Genomic DNA, 12,727 nt, shown 5'->3' on the forward strand with positions numbered 1-12,727 from the left:
GATATTGGATACTATAACCTTAAAAAATTTATTTTCTTTTTAGAAAAGATTACCTTGAACAGGTTGAGATTTCACAGGGTTATTAGTACCTTTTAAAATCTCAAAAAGTATTTTGTTGAAACCATTTTTCCAACTTTCTGCATTGATTTTGATGTCATTTGGCTCAAGGTTAACTGATCCGGATAACCTGCAGTATCCAATTAACATGCTCCAAATGGTATAAAAGGTGCTGTCTGCTTGTAAATCGGGGCGCATGCTTCCGTCTTTTATACCTAGAGATATCGCTTTAATACCAATTTTTGCAATATCATTATGGTTTTGAAGTAGCTTGTTGAAATATTGACTTTCTAAAAGCAAAGGGTTTACTTTTTCTGAATCTTGGTGATACAATTCCAATACAGATAAAAAATAGAGAATGGCATCATGGAAAACTTTCTTTTCCTGCACAAATAGAAAATACCCATTGACCAAATCAGTCATTACTTCAATACCAGTTTTGTCTTTTCCCTTGCCAAAAGATTTATTAAAGACCTCTTTTAATTCTTCGATCCCTTTTTTTGTAATGGCCATGTAAAGGTCTTCTTTACTTTTATAGTAAAAATAAACAAGGCCTTTACTTATTTTAGCCTTTTTAGCTACGTCTTCGACTTTTGTGGCATGGAGACCTTTTTCACCAAACAAAACGATGGCGGATTCAAGGATTTTTTTCTCTTTTTGCTGTCTTTCGTAAACGCCCATATGCTATACTGTGCCTGTTAATTGCCAGACCTGATTTTAATTCTTATGAAAGTACCTTGATAATAAAATATTTTTTCTTTCCTTTTTGTACCAAAAGGTATTGATCTTGGAGTAAGGCGGTTTCCACTTTATTATTTGGGTTTTCTATCTTTTGCTTATTTATAGATACCCCACCTCCCTGAATCATTTTCCTGGCTTCACCTTTTGACTTAAAAATTGTTTGATCTAAGGTCAATAAATCTAGGGCATTTTCTGAATTTTCATAGGTAGTCTGATCCATTTCTATCACATCAACTCCATCAAACACTTGGAGGAAAGTACGCTCATCCAATGTAGATAAATCTTCTAAGGAGGACTTTCCAAATAATATATTTGAAGCTTTGACTGCTATCTCATAATCCTTTTCACTATGAACCAGAATCGTAATGTCTTTTGCCAAGGCTTTTTGCAAGGCACGAAGATGTGGCGCTTCAAGGTGTTCCTTTTCTAAATTTTCTATCGTTTCCCTATCCAGGGTAGTGAAAATTCTAATGTATTTGGACGCATCTTCATCTGATACATTCAGCCAAAATTGGTAAAAGGCATAAGGTGAAGTTTTTTCCGGATCCAACCATACGCTTCCTCCTTCAGTTTTACCAAATTTGGTACCATCAGCTTTGGTAATTAGTGGAACAGTCAATGCAAATGCCTCGCCACCTTCTTTTTTCCTGATTAACTCAGTTCCGGTTACAATGTTACCCCACTGATCTGAGCCACCCAATTGTATGCTGCATCCTTTATTTTTCCATAGGTAATAAAAATCATACCCTTGGATCAATTGGTAGGTGAACTCTGTAAAAGACAGGCCATTTCCTTCCTCAAGCCTTCTTTTTACGGAGTCTTTGCCCATCATATAATTGACCGTAATGTATTTACCCACATCCCTAATAAATTCTAGAAATGAGAATTCAGACATCCAATCGTAATTGTTTACCAATACAGCTTTATTAGAAGCTTCTGCATCAAAATCTAAGAATTTCTCCAACTGCTTTCGGATACCGGCAATATTTTGATCCAAAGTAGCCTTGTCTAAAAGGTTTCTCTCTGCCGACTTAAAAGATGGATCTCCAATCATTCCTGTAGCCCCACCAATAAGCGCAAGGGGTTGGTGTCCTGAGCGCTGAAAATGGAGTAAGGTCATTACACCTACCAAGTGGCCTATATGAAGTGAATCTGCCGTTGGATCAAAACCAAGATAGGCTGCTGCTTGCCCTTTTTGTATATGTTCTTCTAATCCTGCGGTCATGTCTTGGATCATGCCACGCCACTTTAATTCAGCTATAAAATCATTCATTCAACTCTGCTTTTTATTATGCGTCCGCAAATATAAGGCATCCTGATAAAAGGAAGGAATGAAAAGGATTTATTAATTTAATTGAAGGTCATATTTAAACAGAAAGTTTAAAGAATTAGGAAAAGTGTTTTTGTTTTATTCAAAATAGCCCTCATAAATTTCCCCATAGAAATTTAATTCTTTTTTTTATTTCAATTTTAATTTAAATCGAAATTCAATTTCAACCGTTTTGCCTTTCAATTCTTCAATGTTCAGTCTAGGAAGATCATTGATTACTCTTTTGCATTCTTCATACAGTCTTGAGTGTTGGTTTGATTCATTAATTAATATGGGGTTTGTTAAAGGATTGTTCCCGTAGCCGACGACTACAATATCTTTGTATTTAAATGGGTCACGTTTTAAGCTACCATCGGGGTAATAATATACTTCACCAGAAGGTTGTGTCTCATAAACACCTGTCAATTTACCGTTGTTATTTATTTTGAAATATAAAGTTACCGATCCAACCTGTCCAAATTTTCTCGCTTCTTTGGGGTACTTTAGCGATTTGGAAAAATACCTGCTCAAATCATCTATTGTATTAATATCGTTATTTGATGGGGTATTTTTGGTTTTTGAGGTTTCTGATGCTTTGAGGCCCATTTCTTGACTCTCAGGTGCCTTGAATGTTGTTGTTTTTTCAGATAGGCCTGCCAATAAGATCAGGAAAATAGGCAAAATAGCTAATTTTCTAATCCTTGTAAATTTCGAATTACTAGTTGATTTCATCATAAGTATACGGTTTTTGAGATTATTGGAATTCAGTTCTGTAAATTGAGGAAGTACTATCCGATCGCTAACCATCGAGACCAATGCCATTTGGTATTGTCTCATATTGGATTTTTGTATCACCATGTCATCTACTCTGTATTCGAGGTTTAACCTTATGGCTCTGTTTAGAACATAAACCACTGGGTTGAACCATTGAAAGGCTGAAAGAAATTCTATTAGGAATAAATCAATATAGTGCTTTTCATTTAGGTGTACCTTTTCATGATCAACCACCATTTCTAAATCAGGATGATGGATAATATTGCTTCCAATGATGATTTTATTGATAAAGGTAAAAGCTCGAATGTTTTTATTTGATAGGTAAACGGTTTGGCTTCCCATCATATCTTTTTGAGCCGTATTGTATATTTTGTAAGCTTGGAAATAGTTTAGCGCGAACCTAATCAGACAAAAAACTATTCCAATGATATATATGGTGACCACTATGGCTAACCAATCCATAGTTTCAGGATTGGTACTAGCATGGATGAATGTGCTAGCTTCGGGAGAAATTGGAGATGTTTCATTGACATACACTAAAACTCGTGAAAGGTCATCTTGTATAGGTATTTGTATCAATGGGATGATATGTGCCAACGGAAGAACAAGCAACAAGAAGATCCGGTTAAAAACAAATTGCTTGTGTCCTCTAAGTATAAAATAGTAAGAGAGGTATAATACCAAACTTATCATTGATACCTTCAATAGATATAGAAAAAGAGCTTCCATAATTTATTTTGATTGTATTATTTTGATCAATTCTTCAACTTCTTCATCATCCAATTGCTCCTCTTTTACAAAAGCTGCAACAACACTGGAGACGGAATTGTCAAAATAATTGCTTATAATCTCCTTCATGTAAATTTTGCGATAGGCTTCTTTCATCAACAAAGGGAAATACTCATAAGTATTTCCATAAGCATTGAAGCCTACCATTCCTTTTTCCTGCAAAACCCTGATGAGAGAAGAAACGGTATTATAATGAGGCTTTGGGTCAGGATATTTGGCTACAATGTCTTTAACAAAAGCCTTTTTAAGTTGCCAAAGTATTTGCATTAGTTCTTCTTCCTTTTTAGTTAATTTATCCATGTAGTCTTAATTTTTATACAAGTATAAATATACAACGGGTTTTCCAGTTTAGCAATTGTTTTTCCAGTTAAACAACTAATTAATTATATGGTTCGCTGTTTTGAGTTTACCCTTGGAGATAAAGTGCTGAGGTATATTCCTATAAAACGACAAACTTGCTTAGTTGGAAATCTGAAAGAATGAAATTAAATTTAGGTGATTATTAAAACCCAAAATTTATGAAGTCCCTACCTTTAGTTGTTTTTTTAGTATCCTCTCTTTTGCAGCCTATTTTTGCTCAAAATTCTGTAAGAGAAAAAATTGCGGATGAAATTGCCTATTCCATTAACCATGAGCTGATCAATCATTGGTATCCAAAGGCCTACGATACAACATACGGGGGGTATATCAGTTCTTTTGATGCGGCATTTAATCCTACTGAAAATCAAGACAAAATGATTGTTTCACAAGCCAGGCATTTGTGGACTTTGTCTAAGATGATTGAGAGAAGTCCTGATACCAAACATTATTATGAAGGAGCAAAACTTGGGTTTACATTTTTGAAAGATAAATTTTGGGACAAGGAAAATGGAGGGTTTCATACTTTACTTAGTCGTGAAGGAAAGGTGAAATCCAGTGGCATTGGCGCCAAAACAGCCTATGGCAATGCCTTTGGAATATATGGATTGGCGGCATATTATAAGGTATCATCAAACCCAGAAGTACTTGATTTGGCTAAGAAGGCTTTTTATTGGTTGGAGGAGCACAGTTATGATCCACAATACGGAGGTTATTTCCAATCCTTGGCTTTAGATGGCACAGTCTTGAAGCGAGAAAGTAATACAGCTTCTACCGCTACCATTGGCTATAAAGATCAAAACAGCAGCATTCATTTATTGGAAGCTTTTACAGAATTATATGGAGTTTGGAAAGATCCATTGTTGAAACAAAGAACTAAAGAATTATTGACAATCATAAGGGATAAAATTGTTCAAAAGGAGGGGTATTTACAATTGTTTTTATATCCTGATTGGAAGCCGGTGAGCTTTAGAGACAAAGGCAGGGTTGCAATAGACAAACACCATTCCATAGATCATGTTTCCTATGGTCATGATATAGAGACGGCTTATTTGATGATGGAGGCGTCCCATGTCTTGGGATTACAAGAGGACTACAAAACCTGGAAGATAGGAAAGAAAATGGTAGATCATTCTCTCAGGTATGGCTGGGATAATAAGGTTGGCGGTTTTTACGATGGGGGATATTATTTTGCCGGAGAATCTAAGCCTGAATTAATTAAAGATACAAAGAATTGGTGGGCACAAGCTGAGGGGCTTAACAGTCTTTTGATTATGACTGACCTATATCCGAATGATCCTTTGAACTACTTTAAAAAATTCCAAGTCCAATGGGAATATATACAGCGGTATCTGATTGACCATGAGAACGGAGAATGGTATCCGGGTGGCCTGGACAAGCAACCTGAATTAAAAAATGCAAGGAAAGGGCAAATTTGGAAAACCGCTTATCACAACTTTAGGGCAATGAATAATTGCGAACAAAAACTGAGAGACCCTTCACACCTTGCTTTGACCATTAATAAGGGTGAGAATGGACATTAAAAGGTGATGCTAACCTTTGTAAAAATTAAATTTTTCACTACTAATCTTTTCCTTATATTTCCGGACTGGTATATATAGGTATTTTATAAAAAACTATTGGGTATATACCTAAACATCGGAGACTTTTTCTAATGATAATAGAACAAAGTTGTCCTTTCTGTTCTGTTTTTATAAAAGCAGAATTCCGAAAATAATTTATTGTAACCCATGAAGCAATTGACAGTAAAATCCCTTCTTTTTTTGTGTTTTTTTTCCATAGGATGCTTATTTATTCTTTTTGGCTGCGGAACAAATAAAGAGCAAGATTTAAGAAAAACTAAATTTAATCCTGCTGATACCCAGAAATGGGCTGCTGATTTGGAAGAGCAACTGAAGCCTGAAATTGATTCAGGTCTTTTTGTAAAGGTTTGGGCCTCAGACTCCATGATTTTTGATCCCATATCAATAGATTTTGATGATCAAGGAAGATTGTATTACACCCGTACCAACAGGCAGAAAAATTCTGAACATGATATTAGAAGGCATCAGGATTGGGAAATAAGATCCATAGGTTTACAAACCATAGAGGAAAAGCGTGCGTTTCTGCGCAAGGAACTGTCTCAAGAGAACAGTGATAAAAATGAATGGCTAAAAGATGTCAATGAGGATGGCTACCATGACTGGAAAGATATGGCTGTGGAAAGAGACCATATATACCGAGTTGAAGATACAGACGGAGATGGTTTGGCAGACGAATACCAGCTGGTATTTGATGAGTTATATGAGGAGGTGACAGATGTTGCAGGTGCTGTAATGAAACAAGGTGATGACTTATTTGTAGGTGCTGCTCCTGACATGTGGCGGGTAAGTGAAGATCCTGAGACAGGATTGGCTTCCAACAAAGTTTCTATTTCTCATGGTTATGGGCTACACATCGGTTTTGGAGGACATGGGATGTCAGGCTTAGAAATGGGGCCTGACGGTAGGGTCTATTGGGGCATAGGAGATATTGGTTTTAATGGAGTGGACCAAGATGGGGTTGAGCATAAGTACCCGAATAGGGGAGTGATCGCTCGTTCTAATCCTGATGGAAGCGATTTTGAAATTTTCGCAATGGGTGTAAGGAACACCCATGAGTTTGTATTTGATGACTATGGTAACCTGATTAGTGTAGACAATGATGGGGACCATAGGGGTGAAAGTGAGCGGCTTGTTTATTTGGTTGAAGGATCTGATACCGGCTGGCGGATCAATTGGCAATTTGGTAAGTACAGGGATCCAAAAAACAATACATATAAGGTATGGATGGATGAAAATATGGCCAAACCGAGACAAGAGGGGCAGGCAGCCTATTTTCTTCCACCTATTAAAAACTATATCAATGGGCCTACCGGAATGTTATACAATCCCGGTACAGCTTTAGGTGAAAGGTGGAAGGATACCTTTTTTGTTGCAGGGTTTTCAGGAAATCCTGCGAGATCGGGTATATATGCTTTTAAATTAAGTCCTAAAGGAGCAGGGTTTGAAATGAAAGAAACCAAAAAAATACTGGGAGGCTTACTGCCTACAGGAATGGATTTCGGTCCGAATGGAGCCCTTTATTTTTCTGATTGGATTGATGGTTGGGGAACAAAAGACAATGGCAGGGTTTGGAAACTTGAAGATGCAGCAGGAGAAAATAGCCAACTTCGGAAAGACACAGAAACCTTAATCAGAGCTGATTTTAAAAATAAAGAAAATGAGGAGCTTGGGAATTTGCTGGCCTACCCTGACAGGCGGGTACGGCAAAAAGCTCAATTTGAATTGGCCAATAGAGCCGGTAAGGGGTTAGAGGTTTTCAAGCAAAAACTAGCTGCAGACAATGAGCAACTAGCTAGAATTCATTCCATCTGGGGTATTGCTCAGCTTGACCGATCGGGTGAAGAAGATGCCGGAAATTTATTATTGCCATTATTAGAGGACCCTGATTCTGAAATCAGAGCACAGGCAGCAAGATGGCTAGGTGATATAAAGTATTCTCTCGCCGAAGAAGCATTAATTCCCTTGCTCAAAGACAATATTAAACGGGTACAATTTTTTGCAGCAGAAGCATTGGGCAGAATTAAAGCTCAATCTTCAGTACAACCAATCATAGCTCTATTAGCGGATAATAATGACGAAGATGTCTATATCCGCCATGCCGGAAGTCTTGCCTTGGCAAGGATTGGAGATGTTTCTGCCATTGGAGCCTTGCACAATCACCCATCAAGGGCTGTGAGGGTGGCTGCAGTTGTGGCTTTGAGACGGATACAAGCTCCTGAGGTGGCTTTGTTTTTAGCAGATAAGGAGGAGTATATTGTGGCAGAAGCAGCCCGAGCAATCAATGATGATTTTTCTATTGAAGAAGCTTTGCCTGCTTTGGGTAAAGTGTTAACTAGAAAAGGATTAAATTCAGAACCTTTACTCAGAAGAGCAATCAATGCCAATTTAAGAGTTGGCAATGAAGAAGCTTTAGGTTTAGTATTGGATTTTATTGCTTTGGAGTCAGCACCTGAAGCAATGAGAATAGAAGCCATTGAAGCATTGTCTACCTGGGACAACCCATCTTTACTTGACCGTGTTACGGGAAGGTATAGAGGAGAAATAAAACGAGATGTCCAAGGAATTCGGGCAAAGGCCGCCGGTCCATTACTAAAATTAACAGCCCATTCTAGTCCAAAAATACGACAATCTACAGCGTCTGCTATCGGTAGTCTAAAAGTTACAGATGCTTCTGATAAATTGTTAAGCCTATTAAAAACGGATAAAGTACCCATGGTGCGAGAAGCAACCATCAAAGCTTTGGCCAATCTTGGATCAGATAAAATGGGAAATGCTTTGGAATTAGCAACCACAGACCAAGACAAGGGGGTTAGAGTAGCCGGATTGGCTATTTTGGGGGAGATGGACCTACCCGGTGAAACCGTAGCGAACTTATTGGAAATGGTTACATTGAATCAGACTTTGGAAGAACGGCAAGCAGCGATAACAGCTTTAGGGAAAGTTGATGCTACTTATGCGGTTCCTGTTTTTGACCGATTACTTGAGGCCATGAAAAATAAAAATCTCCCTTCTGCCGTTGAATTGGAATTAAGTGAAGCTCTTGAAACATTAGGGAATGATGCCTTGTTGACACATTATGATTCCATTACATCCGAATTGTATAAAGGCGATGTAGTGGCAAGTTATAGTAGTACTTTATTTGGAGGAGATAAGGTTAAGGGCAGAAGGGTTTTCTTTCAAAACCAGAGTGCTCAATGCATGCGTTGCCATTCTTATGACGATTTTGGCGGAAATGCCGGGCCTCGATTAAATGGTGTCGCTAAGAGGTTGAATAGAAAAGAATTATTGGAAGCGCTTGTGGCCCCAAGTAACAAAATAGCCGATGGCTATGGAGCGGTAAGCTTAAAACTAAATGATGGTACAAGCGTTTCAGGAATAGTAGTGAAAGAAAGCGAAAAAGACATTGCTTTAAAAATAGGCAATGAACCTGAAAAGATTATATCTAAAGAAAGCATTAGTGAGCGTACCAATGCCTTGTCGTCCATGCCGGATATGAAGGCCCTTTTGACCAAACGTGAAATTCGTGATTTAATTAGCTTCTTGGTTACTTTGGATAAAGAAGAACACTAACCTATTTCATTCACACAAGTAAAACAACACCTGTCATAATTTATATAGTATGTCCATGTTGAAAAATATTAAATTCAAAAAGCCATATAAAATTTTTAATTTTTTTCCTTTATATTTTATTCTAGGTTTATGCCTTACCGCGTGTAAATCAGATGAGCAGGCAGTTCCCCTTCAGATTAAATCCATGACAAAGGAAGGAGTAAAACAGCAAGCCTCAGCTATTGAAGCTTTGGTAAATCCTGAGTTTCACCAAGACCTAAATTTGGAATTATGGGCAGTAGATTCTTTGGTGGCAGACCCAATTTCTTTGCAAATCGATGATTCCGGTAACGCCATTTATTCAAAGACAAACAGAAGGAAAATTTCGGAGTTTGACATCCGAAGCCATCAGGACTGGGAAATAGCCTCCATTAGTTTCAAGAATGTAGCGGATCGAAAAGCATTTATCCATAAAGAGCTTTCACCGGAGAATAGCGAAAAAAACGAATGGCTTCCTGATCTCAATAAGGATGGGTCCCATGACTGGAGAGACCTTACCATAGAAAAAGAAAATGTGTTTGAGGTCAAAGATACGGATAAGGATGGTAAAGCGGATCAGTCTCTTTTAATTGCCAGTGATTTTAATGAAGAGACTTCTGATGTTGCCGGGGCAGTATTAAAATATGATGATGCATTATTTGTTGGTGTTGCACCTGATCTTTGGAGAATGACTGATACCAACGGTGATGGTCTGATGGATAAAAAAGAATCATTGGCACATGGTTTTGGTGTTCACATTGGTTTTGGTGGACACAATATGTCAGGTCTGAAAGTGGGGCCTGAAGGTAAAATTTATTGGGGAATTGGTGACATTGGTTTTAGTGGTAATGACGATAAAGGAAACCTTTTGGATTTCCCCAATTGCGGGGTGATCGCACGGGCAAATCCTGACGGATCAGATTTTGAAATTTTCGCTTATGGGGTGAGAAATACCCATGAGTTTGATTTTGATGAATATGGAAATCTTATTAGTGTAGACAATGATGGAGACCATAAGGGGGAAAGTGAAAGGATTGTTTATTTAGTAGAGGGCTCAGATACAGGCTGGCGAATCAATTGGCAGTTTGGCAAATACCGTGATCCCAAAAATAATGGGTATAAAGTATGGATGGATGAAAAAATGCATCTGCCAAGAAACGAAGCTCAGGCAGCTTACTTTATTCCAACCATTGCCAATTATATCAATGGACCTACCGGTTTTCAATACAATCCGGGTACCGGCTTAGGAGAACAATGGAAAAATAAGTTTTTTGTCGCTGAGTTTGGGGGGAATGCTGCCAGATCTGGAATCCATGCTTTTGAGCTGAAACCAAAAGGTGCAGGATTTGAGATGGGAGAGACCCAACAAATATTAACAGGTATATTGGCCACAGGTATGGACTTTGCTCCTGACGGGGCCTTGTATTTTTCAGATTGGATTGATGGTTGGGTGAATAAAGGCTATGGGCGAATTTGGAAATTTACCGATGCAACTGCCAATTCAGCCATTAGAAAACAAACTGAAACCCATTTGGCAAAGAATTATTCTGAATTGTCAATAGAGGAACTGAGTACACTATTGAGTTTTGAAGACCAGCGGGTAAGACAAAAAGCACAGTTTGAATTGGCCAAAAGGGGAGGGGAAGGAATGGAAGTATTTAAAACTTCTTTGGCGCAAAAGAGCAATCAATTGGCAAGGGTGCATTCTATTTGGGGGATTTCCCAGTTGGCACGAAAAAAGGCCGACCATGCAGAGGCACTGATTCCTTATTTAAAAGACAGTGATGCTGAAATAGTAGCACAGGCAAGCAAGTGGCTTGGTGATTTGAAATATTCGGCAGCTGCTGAAAAAATTCTACCCTTACTTGGTTCCAAAGCCCCAAGGGTCCAATTTTTTGCTGCTGAGGCTTTAGGGAAAATGAATCATAAAGCTTCTTTTGAACCATTGGTGAATTTGCTACAAGAAAATGACAACGAAGATTTGTATATCAGGCATGCTGCAAGTCTGGCGATTTCCAGATTGGCTGAGGCTTCTGCCATAGCGGATTTGTCCAAGCACCCTTCTGAAGCAGTTCGACTCGGAGCTGTCCTTGCGCTTAGAAGATTGAGCGATTCGGGAATTACAGCATTTTTAAAAGACGAAAATGAATACATAGTAGCGGAAGCAGCCAGAGCAATTAATGATGATTTCTCTATTGAAGCAGCCATACCGGAATTAGGCAAAATATTAAATACCACAAACTATACCTCTGAACCATTGTTAAGACGAGCTATTAATGCCAATTTGAGATGGGGTACAGAAGAAGGATTCAATAACTTATTGACCTATGCCAATGCGGCTCAGGCTCCCGAAGCCATGCGTGTGGAAGCCATCGCTGCCTTAAGTACTTGGACCTCACCATCTGTTCTAGATAGAGTTGATGGCTGGTATAGAGGAGAAGTGGAAAGAGACATTCAGGCTTTCCAGGCCTCAGCAGCTGAAATATTGATGGGCTTGAGCAAAAATAAAAGCCGAGAAATTAGAGAAGGAGCAGTCATTGCTTTAGGGGAACTGAAAATAGAAGCAGCCGCGCAACAACTATTGACCGTTTTATCAAATGATAAAGATCCGGCAGTAAGGGCAGAAAGTTTAAAGGCTTTGGCTAAAATTCCGGGTTCTCCCATGGACAAAGCAGTGGAAACAGCTCTTTCAGATAGCCAGAGAAGTGTCAGGGTTGCAGGTTTGGATTTATTGGAAGAATTGACCATTCCAGCTGAAAGAAAAGCCGCTCTTTTGGATGAAGTAATTCAGAAGAGGACGGTGGAAGAGCAACAAGCTGCAGTTAATACTTTAGCACGACTTGATCAAGAAAGTGCTAAGAACGTTTTTGAAAAATTATTGGCGCAATTTGAGGAGAATGAATTGCCTCAAGCCATTGAATTGGAGTTTTTTGAAGCCATGGAAACCAGAAAAGATGCGCAGTTAAAAGAGAGGTACAATCAAGTGCATGAGAACATGACACAGGACGATTTACTGGCCTCTTACAGCGGAAGTTTATATGGCGGGGACTTGGTGAAAGGACGAAAAATCTTCTTTCAACATGCCACAGCCCAGTGTATAAAATGTCATGCATATGATGATTTTGGAGGAAATGCCGGACCTAAATTAAACGGTGTAGGAGCCAGACTTACGAGAGAACAATTACTTGAAGCACTGATTGATCCAAGTAAGAGGCTTGCTCCCGGTTTTGGAGTGGTTACCCTTACCTTAGACAATGACAAGAAGGTTGCAGGAGTGAAAATGGATGAAACTGAAGAAAACATTACTTTGAAAATGGGTAATCAACCCGACACCCTAATCATGAAGAATCAGATTCTGGAAAGAAAAGATGTACCTTCGAGTATGCCTGATATGAAACAGTTTTTGAGCAGAAGAGAGATCAGGGATTTGGTCAGTTTCTTGGTAACCCTGGAAGAGGACTTTAATTGATTGGGAAATTATTTATGAAAATAAAAAGCAGCAGGCCTC

7 protein-coding genes are annotated in these 12,727 nt (G+C 38.6%); 3 read left to right on the forward strand and 4 right to left on the reverse strand.

Going from position 1 to position 12,727, the window contains the following annotated elements; genetic code table 11:
* Positions 1-39 precede the first annotated feature (39 nt).
* The 4 genes from ACYVHJ_RS23380 to ACYVHJ_RS23395 form a co-directional block, all read right to left on the reverse strand.
* Positions 40-738, reverse strand: coding sequence for a TetR/AcrR family transcriptional regulator (locus tag ACYVHJ_RS23380; RefSeq protein ID WP_339901379.1), 699 nt, complete (start codon positions 736-738; stop codon positions 40-42).
* 43 nt (positions 739-781) lie between these two features.
* Positions 782-2,071 carry a tyrosine--tRNA ligase gene (gene tyrS, locus ACYVHJ_RS23385; protein ID WP_460520012.1) on the reverse strand — a complete coding sequence of 430 codons (1,290 nt, stop codon included), beginning with the start codon at positions 2,069-2,071 and terminating at the stop codon, positions 782-784.
* A 186-nt stretch (positions 2,072-2,257) separates the two neighbouring features.
* Entirely contained in the window at positions 2,258-3,574 is a 1,317-nt protein-coding gene (locus ACYVHJ_RS23390) for a M56 family metallopeptidase (protein WP_460520015.1), read from the reverse strand.
* Positions 3,575-3,613: 39 nt separating this feature from the next.
* Positions 3,614-3,970 carry a BlaI/MecI/CopY family transcriptional regulator gene (locus ACYVHJ_RS23395; RefSeq protein WP_460520018.1) on the reverse strand — a complete coding sequence of 119 codons (357 nt, stop codon included), beginning with the start codon at positions 3,968-3,970 and terminating at the stop codon, positions 3,614-3,616.
* A 218-nt stretch (positions 3,971-4,188) separates the two neighbouring features.
* Here ACYVHJ_RS23395 and ACYVHJ_RS23400 point away from each other — a divergent pair, with 218 nt between their 5' ends.
* From ACYVHJ_RS23400 to ACYVHJ_RS23410, 3 genes are all read left to right on the forward strand, one after another.
* Entirely contained in the window at positions 4,189-5,571 is a 1,383-nt protein-coding gene (locus tag ACYVHJ_RS23400; RefSeq protein WP_460520021.1) for an AGE family epimerase/isomerase, read from the forward strand.
* A 207-nt stretch (positions 5,572-5,778) separates the two neighbouring features.
* Positions 5,779-9,201, forward strand: coding sequence for a HEAT repeat domain-containing protein (locus tag ACYVHJ_RS23405; protein ID WP_460520024.1), 3,423 nt, complete (start codon positions 5,779-5,781; stop codon positions 9,199-9,201).
* Between the two features lie 49 nt (positions 9,202-9,250).
* The gene (locus tag ACYVHJ_RS23410; protein WP_460520027.1) at positions 9,251-12,688 is read left to right on the forward strand and encodes a HEAT repeat domain-containing protein; all 3,438 of its coding nucleotides are present in this window, start codon (positions 9,251-9,253) and stop codon (positions 12,686-12,688) included.
* The last annotated feature ends 39 nt before the right edge of the window (positions 12,689-12,727 follow it).

The organism is Cyclobacterium sediminis (genome assembly GCF_054781075.1).

What these genes read in the sequence shown, in the direction of transcription:
- ACYVHJ_RS23380 (WP_339901379.1), bottom strand. Translation starts at nt 738, where the DNA reads ATGGGCGTTTACGAAAGACAGCAAAAAGAGAAAAAAATCCTTGAATCC.
- tyrS (WP_460520012.1), bottom strand. Translation starts at nt 2,071, where the DNA reads ATGAATGATTTTATAGCTGAATTAAAGTGGCGTGGCATGATCCAAGAC.
- ACYVHJ_RS23390 (WP_460520015.1), bottom strand. Translation starts at nt 3,574, where the DNA reads ATGATAAGTTTGGTATTATACCTCTCTTACTATTTTATACTTAGAGGA.
- ACYVHJ_RS23395 (WP_460520018.1), bottom strand. Translation starts at nt 3,970, where the DNA reads ATGGATAAATTAACTAAAAAGGAAGAAGAACTAATGCAAATACTTTGG.
- ACYVHJ_RS23400 (WP_460520021.1), top strand. Translation starts at nt 4,189, where the DNA reads ATGAAGTCCCTACCTTTAGTTGTTTTTTTAGTATCCTCTCTTTTGCAG.
- ACYVHJ_RS23405 (WP_460520024.1), top strand. Translation starts at nt 5,779, where the DNA reads ATGAAGCAATTGACAGTAAAATCCCTTCTTTTTTTGTGTTTTTTTTCC.
- ACYVHJ_RS23410 (WP_460520027.1), top strand. Translation starts at nt 9,251, where the DNA reads ATGTCCATGTTGAAAAATATTAAATTCAAAAAGCCATATAAAATTTTT.